Consider the following 24,425-nt stretch of genomic DNA (forward strand, 5'->3'; position numbering starts at 1 on the left):
TTAATAAATTTTTAAATTACAAACTAATAGATGAAACTTTTACCGCTGTAAAATACTGACGGTGACCTTGTTGCTTCATGCTGTGCTTACGACGACGGAATTTTATAATTTTAACCTTTTTATGACGCCCTTGCTCTACAACTTCACCAGCAACTTTAGCACCTTCTACAACTGGAGCTCCTATTTTAACGTCTCCATCTGCAGTTTGCCCCATTAGAACTGTATCAAACTCAATCTTCTCACCAATACCAAGATCAATCTTCTCAAGCTGAATCACTTCACCTTCTTTCACCTTGTACTGCTTACCGCCATTCTTAATTATCGCGTACATTTATTACTCCATTTATTAGATTTAAATTCTCAGAACTATCTATTTTTTTATAATAGATTTCTGACTTTTTGTTATTATTCAAATTTTCTAGCCATAAAACTAGACACCATATTATATCAAATAATATTATTATCTCAATCAATTAGCTCAGTTTAATAAATTTACTTTATATATTTGATTATAAAACATATGATAATGCTTTCTAATATCTATATTTAATTAATTTTAACCTAACAACCAAGCTTGACCAAAAAGCTTATTTCTATATTAGACCACATATAAATATTAAGTATATTTTAGTAAAAATACGATACTCTTACTCCTTGTTTGATATTTTTTGTAATAGATGATGACTATACATGCTAGATAATTATTTTCAAAATAGAAATTTTATTATGTTTATAAACTTTGTCTTTAGTAACCTTAAACTTTTAAACACCTCACATTCTGCTATATAAATATAGACCAAAACTTATTTAGTTAAGTTTTGCTATAAAAATGAGATTTATTAACTATTCTGCTCTACGCTGACTTTGATTTTAGATTAGCTTTAAAATATTAAGGATACAAAAATGTCAAATAGTAGCCAAAATAATAATTCAAACAGATTATTGAATAATAACGCTAATGCTATAACACCTATTCAAATAATCTCGATAAAAGCTATCAGAGAAGCTTTTTTAAGTGGTATAGCTACATTTACAGAGTTGTACAATATACAAAATAATAAGAATATTATAAGCCAAGGATTAGGAAATATAGCTCTTTCAATCTCTCATTGGGAAAAGATCGAAATCAAATCTATAATGAATAGTGAATTAGAAGGCGCTATGAAATGGAAAAATATAATTGCGAATGCTAATGAAGAAATGTTAATTAAATACCTTAAGAATGAATTTGCAACAAAATTAGATACGATCAATACATATAAATATTTTAGCTATAGTAAGCATTATCTAACTAGTTATTATTCATTTATCACCCTACATATATATCATTACGCTCTAATTGATGATATTGATGAATACAATGCTACTGCAGAAAAAATACTTACGATGTATTTAACCCCAAATACTACAAATGAAACTACGCTGACTAAACTTTATAGCAAAGTTAGTACTGCGCTAAAATCTATTCCAACCGAAAAAGCTGATAAAGATATTGATAAAACTAAATCTTTCAATGATCGAAAGATAATAAAACTGAACAAAGAGAACCAGTTAAACTTAGACTCCGTCTCCGAAACAGATAGATTATGGGCATATATATGTAAAAAAGATGTAATCGGAGCTAAAAACTTTTTACCAAACAAATCAATAGAAAGGTATCAAAAATTAGCTGATGATATAAAAAAATATGGTCAGCAAGAGGCAGATGAGTACAATGTTGAAAAAGATCAAAGACTTATTAATGATGAAATGAAAAAAACATTTGCTTTAACAAAAGTATCTATTTCATTTGTAGGAGCACTTTTAAAAGGATTATCCATATATAGCGATACTTATAACCGTAAAACATCTCAAGTTGTCGATACACGAAAAATAGTAGATGAGGCTATAAACTCTTCCAAATATAGTTAATCCGATAGTTATTTGACAATAATGTTATAATATTTAGAAAAAATGTCATCATATAGCCAAGATTTCAGAGATATCGTAATAACTAAATATAAAGAAGGCCTAACAGACAAAGAGCTAAGTAATTTTTTTAATATAGATATCCGTACTACTAGATCTTGGATAAACTTATACGAGACAACTGGTGATTATAAATCTAAGCAAGGCTTGGGTTGCGGTAGAGTAGCAACCTTTACAGATAAGGAAGCGATAGAAAGCTACTTAAGAACATATCCAGATGCAATGGCTTTAGATATTAGAGAAGCATTAGCTCCTGAAATACCTAGAAGCACATTTTATGATTGTCTTACCAGACTTGGTTTTAGTTTTAAAAAAAGACACCTAAATATAAGCAAAGAAAAGAACAAGATAGGCAAAGTTTTATAGAGGTTGTTGAGACTATTGAACCTAACAAACTTGTATATTTAGATGAAATGGGTATGGATAATAAACAGTCTGTACTAATAGGATGGTCTCTTGTTAGTAAACCTAGCTATGGTGAAGTTATTGCTTATCAAACTCAGAGAAAAAGTATAGTTGCTGGTTATAACTATTTAGAAAAGAAGATTATAGCACCGCTAGAGTATACTGGATATACAGATACTATACCTTCCTGCTTATTCTCCTGATTTAAATCCTATAGAAAAAATTTGGGCCAATTTTAAAAGAATTTTAAGAAAAGTAAATAATTCTTTTGATAATTTATCTGATGCTATTACTCACGTCTTTAGCACAATATTATCAGATTAACTATATGAGAAAAGATTTAGATAAGATAAAAACATTTTTTGAACAAAATCAAAGTTTTGAGAAAATTGATGTATGGATGGATAGTAAAAAAGTAGAAAAATGGCAAGAATCTAAAAAATCAATCACCGACTATATAGGTTCATAAACAAATTTTCTATTAGTTAGAGATAGGTTAATAAATCTGTTAACTAATATTTATAACACCAACAATCAAGCAAGTGATCATTAACCAAGCCCGCTGATTGCATATAAGCATAAATAATTGTTGGGCCAACAAAGTTCATACCTCTTTTTTTTAAATCTTTTGAGATTTTTTCACTAGTAATTGTAGCCACGGGCACATCCTGTTGTGACTTCCAGCTATTGTTGATAGGCTCATAGCTTACAAATGCCCAAAGATAATCACTAAAACTACCGAATTCCTTTTGTATAGCTATAAAAACAACAGCATTATTCCTAGCTGAAAAGATTTTTAATCTATTTCGAACAATATTTGGATTAGATCTTAAATTCTCAAGTTCACGATCCTCCATATTTGCAACTTTTTGTGGATCAAAATTATAAAAAGCCTTACGATAGCCTTGGCGTTTTTTTAGAATTGTTTCCCAACTTAAACCTGTTTGAGCTCCTTCTAATATCAAAAGCTCAAAAAGCTCTCTATCTTCATATTTAGGAACACCCCACTCATTATCATGATAATCAGCATATATTTCTTGACCAGGCTTATTACCAAAGCAACGTTTTCTATTATCCAAAAAAATATTTTTCCTTTATAGAATTTTATACATATTTAAATAAACCCATCTTTTAAGAGAAGAGCTAAAATAATCCTCTTCTTTTGAACCTTTATATTTTTTATCAACTTCAAACATATTAATTGTAAAGTCTTTATTTTGCGAATGTAACAGATGGGCATAGCCAATTATAGTTGTTTTATTCAATAGTATAAAATGAGTGTTACTCTCATTATTTGCCAATTTATATATTTTTTTATCACTAGTACTATATTTTTGATGGTATCTAGTTATTTCAGCCCATTCATTCTGAGTATAAGCCTTACAAATCCTAACTCCATCATATCCAGCTTTAGCTTCAATGTCATTAACAAAAACTGTTTTAACAATTGAGTACGCACTACGATCATTTTTATACTTAAGAGCTAGGTTTTTCTTAAGCTGTTGATAACTATCTCTATCTTCTGGATGAATAGTAGCCAATCTCTAAACTTTAAATGTCTATCAATTTCAGAATTATCTTTTTCAAAAACATGAACATGGAAAGCATTTTCTTTGACAAAAAATCGCCGCATAAAAAATCCATACTCGCCTTTAGCCTTATAACCTAAACCAGCCATAGACTCATTATAATTATCAACTTGTTTTAGATCTTTGACTACCACAATAATATCAATAATTGGTTTGGCATATAACTCTGGAATACTAGTAGATCCTATATGATGTATTTTTAGGTAATTTGAGCCAAAAATATTTTTTAATTTTTGTGACTCTAGTTTAAAGATATTAATCCAGTCTTTACGATGTGGCTCTAACTTAATCATATTTTGAACTTACTATATCTTATTCAACCTTACCATGACACTGCTTGAATTTTTTACCAGAACCACATGGACAAGGGTCATTTCGCTTAACCTTAGGGCCTTCTCTTTTAACTTGTTGTACTTTTGGAGCTTCTTCTTGATCGTTCTCATCATTAGCACTACCATTATTATCAATCACACTCTCATGCTCAGCTTTGATATCACTCATAGATTCTTTCCACTCTTCTTGAGCCCTATGAGTTTCCTCTTCAGTTGCTATCCTTATCTTAGCAAGAGAGGATATAACTTCGTATTTAAAATTATCAAGCATACCTGAGAAAAGCTCAAATGCTTCTTTCTTATATTCATTTTTAGGATCTTTTTGCGCATAGCCACGTAAATTAATACTATTACGTAGATGATCAATAGAGCTTAAATGCTCACGCCAATGATTATCTAATGTTTGAAGCAATGAGAATTTTTCAAATTGTCTAACTGCTATATTCTCTAAATCTTTAGTTTTCTCTGCAAATTCTATTTCAATTGCTTCTCTTACTAATCTTTTAAGATCCTCTTCACCAAGACTATCATCATCTTCATAAAGCTTCTGCAAATCAACCTCAATCATAAAATCAGCTTTTAATGCTTTTTCTAAACCTTCAAGATCCCACAGCTCATGCATAGAACCTGCTGGCACATAATCATAAAACAGCTTCTCAGCAACATCTATTCGTATGTCTGCTAGAGTTTCACTTACATCTTCTGCATCTAAAAAATTTTGTCTTTGTTCATAGATAACTTTACGCTGAGTATTTACAACATTATCATATTCTAAAAGATTTTTACGAATATCAAAATGATAGCTTTCTACTTTGCCTTGAGCTTTAGAAATAACTTTTGACATAAATCCAAAGGCTAGAGATTCACCTCCTTTCAATCCTTTTTTAACTCTCTCTGCCATACCTTGAGAAGCAAAAATTCTTAATAGATTATCATCCATTGATAGATAAAATTTACTTTCACCTGGATCACCTTGACGTGCAGCACGACCTCTTAATTGATTATCAATCCTACGTGAATCATGTCGTTCTGAACCAATTATGCATAAACCACCTGCATTTTTAACAGCTTCGTTACGCTGTTGCCAATCATCTTTAATTTTAGCAATATCTTCTGCTGTAAGATCTTGATGTTCAGCAAGTTCAACCTCCCAGTTACCACCTAAGATAATATCTGTACCACGACCAGCCATATTTGTAGCGATTGTTACATTGCCAGGATAACCAGCCATTGCAATAATACCAGCCTCTTTCTCATGCTGCTTAGCATTTAAAACATTATGCTTAATTTTTTTCTTTTTCAGCAATGTTGATAAAATCTCAGAAGCTTCAATAGATGCCGTACCAACCAAAATAGGTTGTTTCTTTGATACTCTATCCTTTATATCAACAACTATTGCATCAAATTTTTCTCTAACACTACCGTATATTTCATCATGATGATCCTTTCTAACCATCGGTTTATTAGTCGGTATAATAATAACTTCTAAACCATATATTGAGTGAAGCTCAAAAGCCTCAGTATCAGCAGTACCTGTCATACCAGCAATTTTATTATAGAGCTTAAAGAAATTCTGAAAAGTAATAGACGCCATAGTTTGGTTTTCGGCATTTATTTTAACACCTTCTTTTGCCTCGATTGCTTGATGCAATCCATCCGACCATCTACGTCCAGGCATCGCTCTACCAGTACTCTCATCAATAATCACAACCTCTTGATCACGCACGATATAATCAACATTTAATTGATACAGTGAGTTAGCTCTTAAACAAGCACTTAAATAATGCATTTTTGTGATATTTAGAGGACTATACAAATTATCATTTTCTTCCAATACACCTTCTTTCTTAAGCATATTTTCAATCTTTGCATAACCCTTTTCTGTTAGATATGCATTTTTAGACTTCTCATCCACATAAAAATCTTTTTGATCCTGATCATCTTCGAGCTCTTCTTTATCCTGTTTTTCCAAAAAAGGGACTAACCTATTAAAAATATTGTACATTTCCGAGCTATCATCAGATGCTCCCGAGATAATAAGTGGTGTCCTAGCCTCATCTATTAAAATTGAATCAACCTCATCGATAATTACATAATTACGACTTCTCTGAACCTGATGCTCTTTTTCATAAGCCATATTGTCTCTAAGATAATCAAATCCAAACTCATTATTTGTACCATAGGTTATATCACAAGCATATGCTTCTTTACGTTGCTCAGGGTTTAAGTCTGCCACTATCACCCCCACACTCATTCCTAAAAACTCATAAATTTCACTCATCAATTCAGCATCACGTTTTGCAAGATAATCATTCACCGTAATCACATGCACACCTTCATCAGTCAATGCATTAAGATATGCTGGCAATGTTGCAACTAGTGTTTTACCTTCACCAGTTCTCATTTCTGCTACTTTACCTTGATGAAGAACAATACCACCTATAAGCTGAACATCATAATGGCGCATATTTTTCGCACGTCTTGCAGCTTCTCTAACTGTTGCAAATGCTTCAGGTAAAAGATCTTCTAATGTTTCACCTTTTACCAACCTTTCTTTAAACTCAATAGTTTTTGCTTTTAACTGTCCATCAGATAAGCCTTCAAACCTAGACTCTAATGAATTGATTTTTTGAACAGTCTTAGAAATTTTTTTTATAAATCTCTCGTTGCGACTACCAATAATTTTTTGTACTAAACTTAACATCTTTGACTGACCGACTTTTTTTATAATATATATATAAACACAATACTCTGAAGATACATTATATAGAGTTTATAAGAAATTTAAATTAAGATAGTTGTATTAATTATAAGAATTATAAATAAATATTTAATAATGAGATATTTACACATTAATGCATTTAGTTTAATAACTTTAAGTTTATTGCTATCAGGCTGCTCTACAAACAGTCCTCATTTATCAGTGGCTCCCTTCACTAAAGAAAAAAACTTAAACACCTCAAAAAACCAAACCTATAAGACACCAGCTACCACTACCCCATCTTGGTTTTCTACTTTTCAAACTAATACAGATAACTATTTATATGGATTTGGTTCTGGAAAAACTCTTGATAATGCTACTAAAAATGCCTTAGCAGATATGACACAAAGGCTACAAGTGACTGTATCAGCTTTAACAAATTTTGAAAAAATCACAAATAACAATAACATCTCTCAAAAACTAGTTCAGCAGGTTACAACCCAAAGTGCTAAAATAAATATACCTAAATACACTATAATAAACCAAGAAAAAGCTGGTGAAATATTCTATATAGAATTACAGATCAATAAAGAGAACAGCATAGATAATTTAAAAAACATTATATCTGATAGCATTCACCAAGCTTTACAACTACTTAATACTACAGATAATAAAAGTTCCATATATAGACTAAATGTTGCTCAAAAAGTTGATAACTTAGTTGAAAACATAACTGATAGCTTAAGAACACTAGTAATACTAGCTCCTAACTCTGATATCAACTCTCAAATGGATACTCTAAATAGTATAAATAACCAACTTTTAAATCTAAAAAGAACAATTAAAATATATATTGATAAACAAAATAGTGGTTTTTTCTATGATTCACTAAAAAAACACCTTCGAATCTATAATTATGATATTTCGATGCAAAAAGATGAAGCTAACATATATATTTATTTAAAACTCATACATTACCACAATTTTTTTACAAATAAAAAATACTGCATAAATACTCAAGTTGAGCTTCAAGCATCTGATAATACATCAAATCAGCTACTTCCGAAAACATATATAATAAAAACATGTTCTGAACAAGGACGGACAATAGCTATAGACAATGCTGTCGAAATATTTTATTCTCAACTAAATAATGCAGAGAGTATTTATTAAAAAATGAGCATAAAAATTATCCCTGAGAAAGTTTCTAATATAAATAATCACAAAACTAGAAAAAAAATAACAAATACAACATATGCGAGTAAAGAACTTATTAGTAAAGCTTCGCATTTAAAAACTACTGTTGAAGTTGCTAATAAAGAGCTCAAAAAACTTAACCTTCCTTATCTAAATGACACTCAAGTTGCTTTTTACTCTCCTGAAAAATTGATTCTACAAAGTGATAAAGAAATTTTAAAATCAAAAATCAAGGAACTGCATGATCAGTTTATTCAAAAATTAAGACAAAATAAGTTTTTTTCTCAACTTAAAAAGATTGAAATAATAATAGACTATAAAGCCCCACATAACCTAAAAACAAAGCTTAAAATATTTAACAACAAATTAGCAAAGGATTCTTTGAAAAGAATAAGAGAAGAATTTAATAAAAAATAAATAATAAATAATATAAGTATACTCTTAACTTTCTTTAACAGTTCCTAAAGCAACTTCCATCATATTAGTAAAAGATTGTTCTCTTTGTTGAGATGTTGTTGACTCACCTGTGATAAAACTATCTGAAATAGTTACAACAGCAGAAGCTTTTTTACCAAGCTCATTTGCAGTAGCAAATAATGCCGCTGTTTCCATTTCGACAAGATCACAACCATGCTCTTTAACTATTTGCTTATAATCATCAAATTTTTTTCTATAAAAAACATCTGTACAATGAGCTTTTGCTTTTTTAAGCTCTATATCCTGTTTTTTAGCTGATTTTATAAGTTCATGATTCAATTCAGAAGAAGAACTTACGCAACGAGAATCATTTCCTGTAACAATTACAGCAAAATCAGATTCACAATATGACTCTTCTATTAAGACAACATCATAAACTTCCAAATCTGCACTATATGATCCAGCTGAACCAATTCTTATAATATTATCAATATCATAATATTTAAAAAGCTCGTAAGCATAAATACCCATACTTGGCATACCCATACCAGAGCCCATCACACTTACTTTTTTACCTTTATATGTACCAGTATAAGCAAACATATTTCTAACAGAGTTTACTTTCTCTATATTTTCTAAATAATTTTCAGCAATGAACTTAGCTCTTAAAGGATCGCCAGGCATAATTACTGTCTTAGCAAACTGATCTTTACTTTCTGTTTCAATATGAGGAGTAGGCAGAGTCATTTCTTTTCCTTTTATATACTTAATTTTTATCCAATTATATTAACATAGTTAAAATAGAAATCTTACTTTTATACTGCTTTAAACTATTTCTTAATCCTATTACTAGACTATTTAGTTCCATCATCTTGATGAGACTTTTCATCAGAAAGGTGATTTTCTTTTTCTTTAACATCTATCGGAGCGATAATTTTCCCATCTTGTTTAGGCTTGTAACTATCTCCATAATCGCCTGGTTCACGTACTTCACGGCGAGCCATTAAATCCTCTACTTGCATAGCATCTATAGTTTCATATTTCATAAGAGCATCTGCCATAGTATGTAAAATATCAACATTATCTTCTAATAATTTTTTAGCTTTTGCATAACTCTTATCAATCAACTTACGTACTTCAGCATCAACTTCACGAATTGTGTAATCTGAAATTTTAACAGATTTACCACCATTACCGCCAAATGGACCATCATCTTCAACCTCATACAAAACAGTACCCATAGAATCAGATAATCCCCAACGAGCAACATAGTTGCGAGCTATATCTGTAGCAACCTGGATATCATTAGATGCGCCAGTAGTTACATAATCATATCCAAAGATAAGCTCTTCCGCCAGTCTCCCACCAAAGATACTACATAGACGCCCATGAAGAACAAGTCTACTTTGGCTAACAGTATCTCCTTCAGGCATATACATAGTTACTCCAAGGGCTCTGCCTCTTGGAATAATACTAACTTTATAAACAGGGTCATGCTCTGGCATCAATCTACCGATAATAGCATGACCAGCTTCATGATAAGCCGTAAGTTTTTTCTCTTTTTCTGTCATTGCCATAGATCTTCTTTCAGAACCCATCAGAATTTTATCTTTAGCTTTTTCAAAATCTGACATGGAAACTTCATTCTTGGATTCTCTTGCTGCAAATAATGCAGCCTCATTCACAAGGTTAGCGAGCTCTGCACCTGAAAAACCAGGTGTACCACGAGCAATCCAATCTGCTCTAATATCTTCACCTAAAGCCACTTTTTTCATATGAACTTTTAATATTGATTCACGACCTTTTACAGTTGGCAGGCTAACATTAACTTGTCTATCGAATCTTCCAGGTCTTAATAATGCTTTATCCAACACATCTGGCCTATTTGTTGCAGCAATTACGATCACACCTTCATTATCTGCAAAACCATCCATCTCTACTAACATTTGGTTTAATGTTTGCTCACGCTCATCATTACCACCACCCATACCAGAGCCACGGTGTCGTCCAACAGCATCTATCTCATCTATAAACACTAAACATGGAGCTTTCTTTTTTGCTTGCTCAAACATATCACGTACGCGTGATGCCCCAACTCCCACAAACATTTCAACAAAATCAGAACCTGAAATCGAGAAAAAAGGTACTTTTGCCTCTCCAGCTATGGCTCTAGCAAGTAGTGTCTTACCAGTACCTGGAGGTCCTACCATCAGTACGCCTTTGGGAATTTTACCACCAATTTTTTCATATTTCTTAGGCTCACGTAAAAAATCTACAATTTCAGCAACTTCTTCTTTTGCTTCATCAACGCCAGCAACATCATCTAAAGTTACTTTAATTTCATCTTCACCTAACAATTTTGCCTTGCTTTTCCCTACAGAGAATGGTCCACCTTTACTTCCACCACCAGCTTTCATCATCATATATATGAAGAAACCGAATATCAGTAGCATTGGTAACCAGTTAAGCAAGAATGCCAAAAATAGGCTAGGTTTCTCAGGTGCTTTAGCCTTTATAATTGTCTTACTATCTTCAAGTTTACTGACCAAACCAGAATCAAGTAAAGGGGCATAAGTAACAAAACTATCGCCTTCACTAGTCTTACCTGTAATTGTTCTACCATCAACATCTACAGAACTTATTTGATTATCTTTTAATTTAGAAACAAATGCTGAGTAATTTATACTTTTTGACGATCTATTTGTATCATTTATACCATTGAAAAGCAGCAGCATCCCACCAATGATTAAAATCCAAAAAATAATATTCTTCAACATATTATTTTTACTATCATTATTTTGTGCCATATAATTATTTAACCCTTTCTTCTTTATGAAATTTAAATTTTAAATTTAACTAGTATACTATAGTAAAAAATTCCTTTATAAGCTAGTTGTTTTATAACAAAATCTAATTATCTCTTCTTATACGAGCTTAAATTTATAATAAATCTTTTAAATATTTACCCGTATAAGATTTATTACATTCAACCAAGCTCTCTGGAGTTCCTTCAAATATGATTTTACCACCTTTATTACCACCTTCAGGACCTAAATCTATTATCCAGTCAGCCATCTTAATTACATCTAAATTATGCTCTATTATTATTACAGTATTACCTTTATCACGTAAGTCTAATATTACCTTTAAAAGTTGGTGTATATCATAAAAATGGAGTCCTGTTGTTGGCTCATCTAATATATATAAAGTTTTACCAGTCGAACGTTTTGCAAGCTCTTTTGCTAATTTAACTCGCTGAGCCTCACCTCCTGAAAGAGTAGTGGCACTTTGACCTAGTTTAATATAGGATAAGCCAACACTCATCAAAGCATCAAGCTTAGATTTAAGGCTTGGAACTGCATCATAAAACTCAAGAGCTTCTTCAACTGTCATATCAAGAACTTCATGAATATTTTTACCCTTATATTGTACCGATAAAGTCTCACGATTATAGCGCTTACCATTACAAACATCGCACGCAACATATACATCAGCAAGGAAGTGCATTTCTACCTTAATAACACCATCTCCCTGACACGCTTCACACCGGCCTCCGCGAACATTAAAACTAAACCTTCCAGCACTATAACCTCTAGCTCTAGATTCAGTAGTTGCAGCAAAAAGTTCTCTAATAGGTGTAAAAACACCTGTGTATGTAGCTGGATTTGATCGTGGAGTCCTACCTATAGGTGATTGATCTATATCAATCACCTTATCTAAATAATTAAAACCCTTATGAGATTTATATTCCATAGGCACCAAATTACTTCTATTTAAAAGCCTTGAGGCTAATGGATATAATGTTCTGTTTATAAGAGTTGACTTACCAGATCCTGAAACACCTGTAATACAACTTAAGACTCCCAGAGGGATCTTTAAATTATTCCCTTGAAGATTGTTACCTATAGCACCTTCTATTTCTAAATATCTATTTTTAACAGCCTTAAACCTTTGTTCAGGAATTTCTATCTTCTTACGACCACTTAAATAATCTGCTGTTAATGACTTCTTATTTTTAACTATGTCTTCATATTTACCTGAAGCTACAATTTCCCCACCATGAACACCTGCTAATGGACCCATATCAATTATATAATCTGCTTGACGCATAGCATCCTCATCATGCTCAACAACTATTACTGTATTACCAAGATTTTTAAGATTATGGAGTGCATCAAGCAAACGTTGATTATCTCTTTGGTGAAGTCCAATTGATGGCTCATCCAGTATATACATAACCCCTACTAAGCCAGCACCTATTTGACTTGCTAGCCTAATACGCTGAGCCTCACCTCCTGAGAGTGTATCAGCTTGCCTAGCAAGACTTAAATACTCTAGCCCTACATTTACTAAAAACTTGACTCTTAACTTAATTTCTTTAAGTAAGTTTTCTGCTATAACCTGCTGCTGGCCAACAAATTCTAAATCTCCTAACCAAATTAATAACTCTTCAATAGATAATCCGCAAATATCTGCAATATTTTTATCTACTATAAATATATTTCTTGCAAATTCATTGACTCTTGCTCCATGGCAAGTCTTACACTTAAGATTGCTCATTAATTCAGATAGATCTTTTTTAACCATATCTGAGTCAGATTCATAATATCTACGCTCAAAGTGTGGTATAACTCCTTCAAAGGTTTTATTTCTAATCTGTCTACCACCTCTAATTGAATCAACCGTCATTTCAATAACTTCCTCACCTGAACCATACAAAATTATATCTTGTATGGTTTTTGGTAATTTTTCGAATGGTTCATCCAATGAAATACCATAGTGCTTAGACAATGATTCTAACTGAGAAAAATAATATTGATTTGCTTTGTTCCACTTAATTATAGCCCCCCGTTTTAATGTCATAGCAGGGTCTACAACAACTTTTTTCTCATCAAAAAATTCTTTAACACCTAAACCATCACAACTGCCACATGCACCCAATGGACTATTAAAAGAAAAAATCCTAGGCGAAAGTTCTTTTAACGCAAAACTACATAATGGACAAGCATGTTTTGATGAAAATAATATATCTTTTGCTGTTTCATCATTTATATTTACTAACCTAATAATACCATTACCAAGATCCAATGCTGTCTCTATAGATTCTGCAACACGTTGCTCATTATCTTTTTTTGGTTTAAACCTATCAACCACAACATCTATATTATGCTTTTTATAACGATCTAATTCAGGATAATCCTCATCAAGGTTATAAAACTCGTCATTAATACGGACACGGATATAACCCTGAGCTAATATTTTATCCAATAAAGTATGATGCGTTCCTTTTTTTTCTGATACGATCGGTGCCAATATCATTAATCTAGTATTTTCATCAAATTCCAGAACCTTATCAACCATTTGACTTACAGTCTGTGCCTTTAATTCTATCTTATGAATTGGACATTTTGGTGTGCCAACACGTGCAAAAAACACTCTTAAATAATCATAAATCTCCGTAACAGTCCCTACTGTGGATCTAGGATTATGAGATGTAGTCTTCTGATCTATTGAAATAGCGGGTGAAAGTCCCTCTATATGTTCAACCTCAGGCTTATCCATCATAGACAAAAATTGCCTTGCATAAGATGATAGTGATTCAACATATCTTCTTTGACCTTCCGCATATAGAGTATCGAATGCTAATGATGACTTACCCGATCCACTCAACCCTGTAATAACAGTTAGTTTATCTCTAGGTATTTCCACATCAATACTTTTAAGATTATGGGTTTTTGCACCCTTGATAATTATTTTTTTCATAAAGAACTTATATAAAGAAATATCCGTTAGATTTTTTTAGGTTAATTGTATTCTACTTCTACAATTTCATAAGCTACTCTACCTTTAGGAGTATCTAAAATAACTTCATCACCTTCTTCTTTTTTAATCAGAACACGTGCCAAAGGTGCAGCTACTGATATCTTTTTATTATCGATATCTGCTTCATCTTCACCAACAATCTGATACGTCATCTCTTCTTCATTACCGATATTCATAATTGTAACTGTAGCACCAAATATCACCATACCATTCGCTTGAATCTTTGTTACATCAATAATTTGTGCATTTGATAATTTAGATTCTATATCTTTTATTCTACCTTCAATAATACCCTGCTTTTCTCTAGCAGCGTGATACTCAGCATTTTCTTTTAAATCGCCATGTTCACGAGCCTCAGCTATAGCTTCGATTATAGCAGGTCGTTCAATTTTTTTAAGTTTTTCTAATTCTATTCTTAGAGCATACTCTCCAGCTGGAGTCATAGGTATTCTATCAGTTGCCATTTTTTGGTTCTCCTTTGATAATTAAAATATAAAAAAATTATTCACAAATATATAAGCCTCCACCATCTTTGGTTGGGCTATCGGCATATATTACTCTCCCCACTAAATTCGTAACTAATGCTGCTTGATACTTATTAGATTTATCACAGTATGTGATATTGCCATTCCCCGTTGCCATAAATCCGTTAGGACTAATTTTCACATAACTTGGACTACCGGATAAATTTATATAAAGATGTCCGCCATGACCTTGTGATAAATTAGCAATTATTCCATCATTAGCCCCATCATAAATAGCCGTACCATTAGCACTTTCAAAAGAAACTATAGGATTATCGCCCCATGAAGTTGAATTTGCACAGCTAAAACTATTTTCGTCTAACTTTCCTGTCCCATCGAAACTATCTGGAGTAGCCGCACATACAATTACAGTTTTACCATCAGTACGAGCTTTTATCACGCCAAATTCAATAAGTTTTTGTAGATTAGTCAAACGTGTCTCAGCAAATGTTTTATAATAAAAAGTAAAAGAACTAATAGCTGCCATCATGAGTATAGACATGATAGTAATAACAACCATAACCTCAATTAAAGAAAAACCTTTCTTTTTATTTTCAATCATTACTTTATTTCTTTATCCTAGCTATTAATTGTCTTGTTGATTCATCCAAGTCTACATATTGACTAGATGAACTATTATGCATAGCTTTTAAAATATTTTCACCTAATTTTTTACCAAGCTCGACACCCCATTGATCATAACTATTAATATTCCATAAAACACCTTGTACAAATATCTTATGCTCATATAAAGCAATCAATGCACCAAGACTATACGGACTTAGTTCATCAAGCAAAAGCATGCTACTAGGCCTATTTCCTGGTATGACCTTATGCGGCGCGAGCTCTTTAGCTTGTGAATCACTTAAGCCTGATTTTAACAGATCATTATAAACCATATCATACGATTGTCCAAACATTAGCGCTTGTGATTGAGCAAAACAATTTGCTAACAAAGCATCTTGGTGATTCTGATAGCTATGATGACTATCTGCAATAGCGATAAAATCTACCGGTATAAAAATATTACCCTGATGCAAAAGCTGATGAAAAGCATGCTGGCCATTTGTACCAACCCCACCCCAAAGGACCGACCCTGTCTGATAATTAACCGTCTCTCCAGATAAATTTACTAATTTACCATTACTTTCCATATCTGCTTGTTGAAGATAATCGACAAAATAACCTAATCTCTCATCGTAAGGCAATAATGCTTGAGATTGATTATTATACACACATGAATAATAATTAGATAATAGCGCCATTACTACAGGAATATTTTCATCTAAATCTGTATATCTAATATGTTTATCTATTGAATGAGCTCCAGCTAAAAGCTTCTCAAAATTATCATACCCAATAGCAAAAGCAATAGACATCCCTATAGATGACCATAGTGAGTAACGCCCACCAACCCAGTCCCACATTTTATAACAATGCTCAAGCGATATACCAAACTCTTCAACCTTATCAAGTCTACTAGATATCGCCACAAAATGATTTGCTATAGCCTTTGGCTCTTCATAATGATCTAGCAACCACTCTCTAGCTGACATAGAATTTAAAAGCGTTTCTGCTGTAGAAAAAGATTTTGAAGCTACTATAAACAAAGTCGTTTCAGGATTAATATCATGCAATGCTTGCAATAAAGAATCAGCATCAACATTTGATACAAAATGTACCTTAACTCCTGTGCAATGATAAGGTTGTAAAGCTCTAACAACCATTTTAGGGCCTAGATCAGAACCACCTATACCAATGTTTACAACATCTTTAATCTTCTTACCAGAGAAACCCAGCCACTCTCCAGTAGTTACTTTTTTTACTAGTTCTTTTACTCGTTGCTTCTCTTGCTTTACTTCTTGGCGTATATCTAAACCATCAACGATCAATGGTGAGCCCGAAAAATCACGTAATGCTGTATGTAATACCGGCCTATTTTCAGTAGAATTTATTTTTTCACCAACAAACATCTGATTAATCTTATCTTTAAGATTGATTTTTTCTGCATACTCTAATAGATTTTTTATAATAACTGTATTGATAAGATTTTTTGAATAATCATAATATATATTTTCATATTGCAAAGAAAATTTCTCAACCCGCTGATCATCTTTATTAAATTCATCTTTCAAATTAATATTATGCTTTTTAAACTGCTTTATTAAATCATTACAAAATATCATTTAATCTATCCTCATATTTATCGTGCGATATAAACAACAAAATATCTCCAGATGAATAAGATATTTCAACCTTATCTCCCGTAGCATAATTTCTTGCACCTGTGCTTGTATCTATACTCAAATCTTGCCCATTCAGCGGGTATTTTAAACCATTATAGTATATATTTTCAGCATATCCAAAAGGCATCACAGAAAACATTTTACCCTCAACCCCTGTTACCGAATATTTTTTTGGAATAAAAAAATATTTAGAATAAATATCTATAAATTCAATATCTATTTTAGAAAGATAATTTTTAGCAATACTTATATTACATAAAAAATGATCCATCTCACCTTCTGAAGCCCCAAATACATATACTTTTGATATTTGTTGAGAGATTATATAATTAAGTGATTTTTCAAAATCAGTAGAATACTGATCATGATCAACTAAGAACAAACTACTATCTGTAGCAGTAAACGAGTCAAAATCACCAATAACTTTTTTAATTTCTGAACTCAATTGCCTTGATTTATTTATTTTTTTATATGCACCATCTGCACAAAACATTGGTAAATTAATAAATTCATCAGATATATATTGCTCACAAAAAGACAGATCTATTTTTCCATTGAGAAAAAGTATTGCTTTAGACATTAATTTAAAATAGTTTAGAAAATTTTATAAATTATAGCTTATTTAATGATAATTAAGAAAACTTAAGATTGATAATTTGGTGGTTCTTTCGTAATGGTTATATTATGAACATGAGATTCACTAAAACCAGCCGCTGTAATCTGAACAAAAGTTGGCTCTGTACGCATAGTCTGAATATCTTTTGAACCTGTGTATCCCATACTAGACTTCAACCCACCCATAAGTTGATGAATCACTGCGGCAAGCAAACCTTTATAAGGAACTCGACCCTCAACCCCTTCTGGAACAAATTTTTTGGCTTCTACATTACCTTGAAAATACCTATCAGAAGATCCTTGTTCCATAGCACCAAGAGACCCCATACCACGATATGATTTATATGAACGTCCCTGAAAAAGTTCGACCTCTCCTGGAGACTCTTCTGTTCCACCAAATAGGCCACCAATCATAACTACCGACGCACCTGCAACTATAGCTTTTGCTATATCACCAGAAAATCTAATCCCTCCATCAGCTATTACCGGAACTCCCGTACCCTCTAAAGCTTTGGCAACATCAGATATAGCTGAGATCTGAGGTACTCCAACACCAGCAACAATTCTAGTAGTACAAATTGAACCCGGTCCAATACCAACCTTAACTGCATCAGCTCCAAACTTAACAAGATCTTTAGCTGCTTCAGCAGTGGCAATATTACCACCTACAACTTGAATTTTAGGATAGTTATCCTTTACCCATTTAACCATATCAAGTACACCTTGAGAATGACCATGTGCAGTATCCACAACAATAATATCAACACTCTCATGAGCCAAGGCTGTTACACGCTCTTTAGTATCTGCTGCAGTTCCTACAGCAGCAGCTACTCGTAATCGTCCTAATAAGTCTTTACAGGCATGAGGTTTATTTTGAGATCTCTCAATATCCTTTGTAGTTATAAGACCAACCAGTTCACCTTGATCATTTACTACTAGTAATTTTTCAATTTTATGCTCATGCAATTTCTTTTTTATAGACCCTTGTGAAGTATCCTCTGCGACAGTTATCAACTTTTCTTTAGGTGTCATTATAGAACTTACAGGTTCATCCAAATCTTTAGCAAACCTAAAATCACGCTTAGTAACAATGCCTACAGTCTGCTTGCTATCATCAATAACTGGAAAACCTGAAAAATTATGCTCTTTAGCTAGTTGCATAACATCTCTAATAGAACTTTCTGGATTGATTGTAATTGGATCAATAACCATACCGTTCTCAAACCGTTTTACTTTCTTAACTTCTTGAGCTTGAGCTTGTATAGACATATTCTTATGAATGACACCAATACCACCCTCTTGAGCTATAGAAATAGCAAGTCGCGACTCTGTGACAGTATCCATCGCAGCAGATATCAAAGGTATATTTAACTGAATATCTTTTGTAACATTTGACTTCAAATCTACTTGATGAGGTAAAACATTTGAGTATCTTGGTGAAAGCAATACATCATCAAATGTAATAGCTTGTTGAGTAATTCTTAACATTTTGTAATCTCCGTAATTAAAATCTGATGATCTAAATTTAATTACAAAAGTATTATATCATATAACAAGAAATATACCAGAGGCTTTAGAGATTTTTATTATATAAAAATAAATATTATTTTGCTTGAGATAATAAATAATGAGTAAGTAAAGGTACTGGTCGGCCGCTTGCTTTACAGTTAGCAAAGTCTCCCATTGCAGAGCCTGCGATGTCAAGATGAGCCCACTCGTAATCTTCTGTGAATTTTGACAAGAATAAGCCTGCAACTATAGACCCTGCAGACCTATCTCTACCACAATTATCCATATCAGCAACTTTACTATCTAATTTCTTCATATATGGTTTATGTAAAGGTAACCTCCATACCAAGTCGTTAGAAGCATTAGCTGCCTGTTGAAGGCTATTTGCTAGCTTATCACTGTTTGCAAACAGTCCAGAAAAAGCATCCCCTAATGAGACAATCATAGCACCAGTTAGGGTTGCCATATCTATTACCGTCTTTGGCTTATATTTACCAATATAGGTAAGTGTATCACACAAAACTAATCGACCTTCAGCATCTGTATTACTAACCTCAACGGTCAATCCTTTCATACTCTTAAGCACATCACCGGGTCTATACGATCTTGCATCCACTGCATTTTCAGCCAATCCCATGACACCAACGACATTAATAGGAAGATTAAGCATTGCTAAAGTTTTCATTGTACCCATAACAGTTGCAGCACCACCCATATCCATCTTCATAGAATCCATACCTGCAGCAGGCTTGATAGAAATACCACCATTATCAAAGACCAATCCTTTACCAACCAAAACTATTGGAGCATCGCCTCCCTCTCCACCATTGTATTCCATACACACTGTATAGTTTGACATATCAGAACCTTTACCCACAGCTAGAGCACAACCCATACCTAACTCAGCCATAGCATTCTCATCTAAATAGTTTAAACTAAAAGTATCATACTTTGATGTTAATTCTCTTGCCTCATTTAACATATAGTCGGTATTGCATATATTTGCAGGGAGGTTTTGTAAATCTTTTGCGTAGTTTTGACCGCATGCTATAGCAGAACCTATTTTAGTAGCTTCTTCAATATCTTGATCACCAGAATAAACTAATTCAAGCTGCTCTAAAGAATAGTTCTCTTTCTTTGATTTTAGCTGATCAAAAATATAAACCTCAGAAATCAAAGCCCTAACAGTATCTGCCATAAATTGTTTAGCATTACCATCAAAAGCATAGTCTATGCTTACAGACACTTCTTTTATATTAATTCTTTTAAGCTGTTCAGCAGCTTTTGCAATAATATTGTCATACTCAGAGGCTATAAAATCTTGTTTTAAACCCAATCCTAAAAGGATAACCGTTTTATCACCATGCAATAATGGCAGCACCTCACCTGATTTCGCCTTAAAAACCTTTCTCTCTAATAGAGCTTTTAAATTATAACACTTTGTTTCTTTCTCAAGCTTATGAATATTCTCTTGGGCTACTATTAATATTTCAGCAGGTAATGTGGACTCACTGTTTACTACTATTTTCATTTAAGCTCCATTTTCTTTTTATAAAAATAATTTTCTAAACATAATAACAAAAAATAGCTATCAAAACATCAATTTTAAGCCTAAGCCAATGTTAGCTACTGACTTTTGGTTATAAAAAATATAGAATTGCTACTAGCGTGATTTTACAGAATATAGTAGCCAGTTTTGATCCTAGAAAAATATTACAATAAAGACATAGTCAATACCTTTACATCTATAACTTTATTTATAATATCTATTGTATCAGCAAACCTTTTAATTAGACTATTCCAAAAAGCGTACTCTCAAGGCTTAGGAATTGATTCGATTTTAAAGTTTGTAATATTAACTGTTCCAGAAAATGTAAGCCTGATTGCACCAATAGCTATGTTTTTAGCAATAATCATCTGCTTTGGTAAATACTTTTCAAATAATGAAATGTTTGTAACCCTTGCTGGAGGTGTTACATGGATGGAAATAGTAAAAAACACTCTAAAGCCAGCTTTAGCTTTGACAGTGTTAACTATTATAACAACCATGTACATAACCCCACTATCTAAACAAACTTTAGATATATATCAATCTTCATTATCAGCAAAAGCTTTACTCTCATCAATTACTGATGACAAAATAATAAACACTCCAGATGGCAAAATCATATATATAAAAAACAAATCTGGAAATATTTTAAATAATGTATTCTTATATCAGCAAACAGAAAATGATGACGAATATAAAGTTATAACTGCTCCTACAGCTGAAGTTAATTCAGATGGTGAGTCTGCATATATTGAATTTCATAATGTAAATATCTATACGCGAAATCAAAAAAACTTCGAATCAAGTTATGACAAAGCTAAACAAGCAATTTATAGAATATATGATAATTCTGATCGAGATTATGATCACCAAAAAGTAGATCGTTTATATATGAATTATTTAATAACGCATTTTTTAAATAAAAATAATGGTAGACTGTATCAGGCTGAGTTTTTTTCTCGCATCAATAATTCAATATCTGTAATAGTTGCTGCCATATTAGCACTTGCCCTATGTAGGCTAAGACCAAGACAAAATAAATACGCTAAATTATTACCATCAGTAATAGTTTTAGCAATATACTTATGCTCAAATATGTTTATTAACACATGTATGGCTAATGGTAGCATACCCGTTTGGATAGGCTTTTGGCTACCTCATGTATTTTTTGTTGTATTTTCTATTAGAGCAATTAGAAAACAAAACGGATCTTCTAAAAAAGGATAAATAATGCTATTAAACCGTATAGATCGTTATATTTTTAAAACTGTATTTGGAAGCTTTCTTATAGTTTCAATAATTTTTTGTATTTTATTTTTTATTTTCACATATCTTGCTCAAGTTAGTAACAACGATGCCAAACTTAGTAATATAGAACTTATAGTAGTAACCTTATATCAATTACCTGGAATCCTGTATACTCTGCTACCAGCTTGCGCTATGGTAGGAGCATTAATGGGTTTAAGCTTATTGGCCAATAATTCTGAAATTATTGTTCTTAGATCTTCGGGGCGCTCAACTGTGCAAATTGCAAAAGGAGTGATTTTAGTTGGTTTAATTGGATCTTTTGCTACGGTAATATTTGGTGGATATATAGCCCCAGTACTTCAAAAATTAGCCGATGCAAATATCGTTGCTTACAACACTCATAATCTATGGTTAAAAACAGATACTGGTTTTATGAATATTGCAAATATTGATCCTATTAATAAAAAAGCTTATGGTATTAGAAAATTTATTATACAAAACAATATGGTCAAAGAAATTCGTTATGCAGAAAGTGCAAGGTACACTCAAGATGCATCAGCTAATGTATATGACATAAGTAAAATAATATTTCCTACAAAGAGTGAGCAAAAGCACATAACAATTGTCAAAAACCAAAAAGAAACAACATGGTCAAATCCAATACCTATATCAGTAGCAAAAGTAATAACTATAAATGACAATGACTATCTAAATTTTACACAATTAAGCAGCTATATGCTTTCAAATAGTCAAGCCAAAGACTCTATTTCACTCAAATTCTGGCAAGAGGTATTTCAGCCAATATCCCTAATGGTATTAATATTACTATCAGTACCTTTGAGCATCGGATCAACAAGATCATCAACACTAATTATTAAATTACTTTTAGGAGCATTTTTTGGCTTCTCATTCTTTATTATAAACCAGATTTTTGGACCTATTGCTCTTATTTTACATATACCTCCTATTTTTGGAGCCGCTGGACCAACTGTCTTGGCCCTAGTATTGCTAATTTACCTATTTATAAAATCAAAAGAAACATAAAGATATGGATATACATAAACACTCTCTAAATAACAATCTTGATATATACATCAAAAAAGATACACGCGCTCCTGTAGTTTTGTCACAAATTTGGTACAAAGTTGGTTCAACTTATGAGCCACAAAAACTCACAGGTATATCTCATATGCTTGAACACATGATGTTTAAAGGAACTAACAAATATTCAAAGGATGACCTTAATAATCTCGTAGAAAATAATGGTGGTATTCAAAATGCTTTTACTAGCTTTGACTATACAGCGTATTATCAATTTTGGCACAAAAAAAACCTAGAGCTAAGCCTTTCAATAGAATCTTCACGTATGTCAAATTTATTATTTGATGAAAAAGAATTTGCTCCAGAAAAAAAGGTTGTTTTAGAAGAAAGAAATCTACGCGTTGATGATAAAGCTTTTAGTTATGCTTTTGAACAATTTATGCAGCTTGCTTATAAACAGAACTCTAGGCACACCCCAATTATAGGCTGGCGGGAAGATATTGAAAATTACACTCTTACAAATCTTAAAGATTGGTATCAACAAAACTATGCTCCAAACAATTCCAGTATTGTTTTAGTTGGTGATATAGATAGCTCTTCAGCCATTGCTATGGTACAAGATTATTTTGGAGATATTCCAAAATCACAGATACTTGATATAAAAAAAGAAAATAGCCTAATAAATACTGGCTACAGATATTTAGAAGTAAAAAAATCTCCTAATGACACCGCTGCGATGATATTAGGGTATATCACACCCTCTTTAACTACTAAATATGAGAATAATGACCCCTTTGCTCTTATGATTCTAAACAATATACTAGGGAGCGCGGATGCGTCCATACTCCAACAAGAACTTGTCCGAGAAGAAAACCTATGCTGCCATATTGATAGTGAATATTCTCCTTTTACCAAAGGTGAGGATATATTTATAATTACTGCTATTGCGAATGATGATCAAAATTTAGAGAATATTCAAACTAAAATTGAGACTACTATAAATAACCTAAAAATTAAAGGAGTTACTCAGGAGCAATTGAACAGGGCCAAAGTTACAATTAAAGCTGATAATGTATTTGCTATGGACTCCCTAGAAACCCAGGCAAATCTTATTGGTTCATTAGCTAGTATTAACCTTGATACTGATTATTATAACTATTTAGAAAAACTACACAATATTACAACAAATGATGTTAATCGAGTATTAGATAGATATTTTGATAAACAAAACCTTACTTGCTTGCACCTATTAAGAGATTAA

The 24,425-nt window shown here is 32.2% G+C and carries 21 protein-coding genes and 1 pseudogene; 8 read left to right on the forward strand and 14 right to left on the reverse strand.

Annotated features, from left to right (window positions below):
• Positions 1–16: 16 nt before the first annotated feature.
• Positions 17–331: a 50S ribosomal protein L21 gene (rplU, locus tag ACR0PV_RS06945; protein WP_488172410.1), complete on the reverse strand. Its 315-nt coding sequence runs from the start codon at positions 329–331 to the stop codon at positions 17–19.
• Between the two features lie 572 nt (positions 332–903).
• On the opposite strand from rplU, the gene ACR0PV_RS06950 reads away from it, so the two are divergent.
• The 3 genes and pseudogenes from ACR0PV_RS06950 (at position 904) to ACR0PV_RS06960 (ending at position 2,842) form a co-directional block, all read left to right on the forward strand.
• Positions 904–1,911 carry a hypothetical protein gene (locus ACR0PV_RS06950; protein WP_488172411.1) on the forward strand — a complete coding sequence of 336 codons (1,008 nt, stop codon included), beginning with the start codon at positions 904–906 and terminating at the stop codon, positions 1,909–1,911.
• A gap of 42 nt (positions 1,912–1,953) precedes the next feature.
• Positions 1,954–2,697 (forward strand): annotated as a pseudogene (locus tag ACR0PV_RS06955) (transposase).
• Positions 2,657–2,842, forward strand: coding sequence for a hypothetical protein (locus tag ACR0PV_RS06960; protein ID WP_488172412.1), 186 nt, complete (start codon positions 2,657–2,659; stop codon positions 2,840–2,842). The pseudogene ACR0PV_RS06955 and the gene ACR0PV_RS06960 overlap by 41 nt, the downstream one beginning before the upstream one ends.
• 43 nt (positions 2,843–2,885) lie before the next feature.
• On the opposite strand, the gene ACR0PV_RS06965 is transcribed toward ACR0PV_RS06960, so the two are convergent.
• Genes ACR0PV_RS06965 through secA form a run of 4 tightly spaced genes read right to left on the reverse strand, consistent with a single transcriptional unit; the run spans position 2,886 to position 6,998 of the window.
• A complete protein-coding gene (locus ACR0PV_RS06965) occupies positions 2,886–3,452 on the reverse strand; it encodes a DNA-3-methyladenine glycosylase I (RefSeq protein WP_488172413.1) in 567 nt (188 codons plus the stop codon).
• A gap of 15 nt (positions 3,453–3,467) precedes the next feature.
• Positions 3,468–3,914, reverse strand: coding sequence for a GrpB family protein (locus tag ACR0PV_RS06970; protein ID WP_488172414.1), 447 nt, complete (start codon positions 3,912–3,914; stop codon positions 3,468–3,470).
• Positions 3,857–4,255: a GrpB family protein gene (locus tag ACR0PV_RS06975; protein WP_488172415.1), complete on the reverse strand. Its 399-nt coding sequence runs from the start codon at positions 4,253–4,255 to the stop codon at positions 3,857–3,859. The genes ACR0PV_RS06970 and ACR0PV_RS06975 overlap by 58 nt, the downstream gene beginning before the upstream one ends.
• 19 nt (positions 4,256–4,274) lie before the next feature.
• On the reverse strand, positions 4,275–6,998 hold the full coding sequence (gene secA / locus ACR0PV_RS06980) for a preprotein translocase subunit SecA (RefSeq protein ID WP_488172416.1): 2,724 nt from the start codon (positions 6,996–6,998) through the stop codon (positions 4,275–4,277).
• A gap of 132 nt (positions 6,999–7,130) precedes the next feature.
• Here secA and ACR0PV_RS06985 point away from each other — a divergent pair, with 132 nt between their 5' ends.
• On the forward strand, positions 7,131–8,168 hold the full coding sequence (locus tag ACR0PV_RS06985) for an LPP20 family lipoprotein (RefSeq protein ID WP_488172417.1): 1,038 nt from the start codon (positions 7,131–7,133) through the stop codon (positions 8,166–8,168).
• A gap of 3 nt (positions 8,169–8,171) precedes the next feature.
• The gene (locus ACR0PV_RS06990) at positions 8,172–8,609 is read left to right on the forward strand and encodes a hypothetical protein (RefSeq protein ID WP_488172418.1); all 438 of its coding nucleotides are present in this window, start codon (positions 8,172–8,174) and stop codon (positions 8,607–8,609) included.
• 24 nt (positions 8,610–8,633) lie between these two features.
• Here the strand turns inward: ACR0PV_RS06990 and deoD are convergent, their stop codons facing one another.
• The 9 genes from deoD to ACR0PV_RS07035 form a co-directional block, all read right to left on the reverse strand.
• Positions 8,634–9,356 (reverse strand): purine-nucleoside phosphorylase, encoded by a 723-nt coding sequence (deoD, locus tag ACR0PV_RS06995; protein ID WP_488172419.1) that lies wholly within the window; start codon positions 9,354–9,356, stop codon positions 8,634–8,636.
• A 107-nt stretch (positions 9,357–9,463) separates the two neighbouring features.
• The gene (gene ftsH, locus ACR0PV_RS07000; RefSeq protein ID WP_488172420.1) at positions 9,464–11,416 is read right to left on the reverse strand and encodes an ATP-dependent zinc metalloprotease FtsH; all 1,953 of its coding nucleotides are present in this window, start codon (positions 11,414–11,416) and stop codon (positions 9,464–9,466) included.
• A gap of 133 nt (positions 11,417–11,549) precedes the next feature.
• Positions 11,550–14,372, reverse strand: coding sequence for an excinuclease ABC subunit UvrA (gene uvrA, locus ACR0PV_RS07005; RefSeq protein ID WP_488172421.1), 2,823 nt, complete (start codon positions 14,370–14,372; stop codon positions 11,550–11,552).
• A gap of 41 nt (positions 14,373–14,413) precedes the next feature.
• Entirely contained in the window at positions 14,414–14,896 is a 483-nt protein-coding gene (gene greA / locus ACR0PV_RS07010; protein WP_488172422.1) for a transcription elongation factor GreA, read from the reverse strand.
• A 37-nt stretch (positions 14,897–14,933) separates the two neighbouring features.
• Positions 14,934–15,518, reverse strand: coding sequence for a pilus assembly FimT family protein (locus tag ACR0PV_RS07015; RefSeq protein WP_488172423.1), 585 nt, complete (start codon positions 15,516–15,518; stop codon positions 14,934–14,936).
• A 4-nt stretch (positions 15,519–15,522) separates the two neighbouring features.
• Positions 15,523–17,142, reverse strand: coding sequence for a glucose-6-phosphate isomerase (pgi, locus tag ACR0PV_RS07020; RefSeq protein WP_488172424.1), 1,620 nt, complete (start codon positions 17,140–17,142; stop codon positions 15,523–15,525).
• The gene (locus tag ACR0PV_RS07025; RefSeq protein ID WP_488172425.1) at positions 17,129–17,782 is read right to left on the reverse strand and encodes a thiamine diphosphokinase; all 654 of its coding nucleotides are present in this window, start codon (positions 17,780–17,782) and stop codon (positions 17,129–17,131) included. Before ACR0PV_RS07025 ends, pgi begins: the two co-directional genes overlap by 14 nt.
• 62 nt (positions 17,783–17,844) lie before the next feature.
• Entirely contained in the window at positions 17,845–19,305 is a 1,461-nt protein-coding gene (gene guaB / locus ACR0PV_RS07030; RefSeq protein ID WP_488172426.1) for an IMP dehydrogenase, read from the reverse strand.
• Positions 19,306–19,420: 115 nt separating this feature from the next.
• The gene (locus ACR0PV_RS07035) at positions 19,421–20,857 is read right to left on the reverse strand and encodes a leucyl aminopeptidase (protein WP_488172427.1); all 1,437 of its coding nucleotides are present in this window, start codon (positions 20,855–20,857) and stop codon (positions 19,421–19,423) included.
• A 165-nt stretch (positions 20,858–21,022) separates the two neighbouring features.
• Here ACR0PV_RS07035 and lptF point away from each other — a divergent pair, with 165 nt between their 5' ends.
• The 3 genes from lptF to ACR0PV_RS07050 are packed head-to-tail and all read left to right on the forward strand — an operon-like array spanning position 21,023 to position 24,425.
• Positions 21,023–22,102, forward strand: a complete 1,080-nt coding sequence (lptF, locus tag ACR0PV_RS07040; RefSeq protein WP_488172428.1) for an LPS export ABC transporter permease LptF — start codon at positions 21,023–21,025, stop codon at positions 22,100–22,102.
• A 3-nt stretch (positions 22,103–22,105) separates the two neighbouring features.
• The gene (gene lptG / locus ACR0PV_RS07045; RefSeq protein ID WP_488172429.1) at positions 22,106–23,167 is read left to right on the forward strand and encodes an LPS export ABC transporter permease LptG; all 1,062 of its coding nucleotides are present in this window, start codon (positions 22,106–22,108) and stop codon (positions 23,165–23,167) included.
• Between the two features lie 4 nt (positions 23,168–23,171).
• Positions 23,172–24,425 carry a M16 family metallopeptidase gene (locus ACR0PV_RS07050; protein ID WP_488172430.1) on the forward strand — a complete coding sequence of 418 codons (1,254 nt, stop codon included), beginning with the start codon at positions 23,172–23,174 and terminating at the stop codon, positions 24,423–24,425.

The organism is Francisella sp. AG1, from assembly GCF_057683165.1.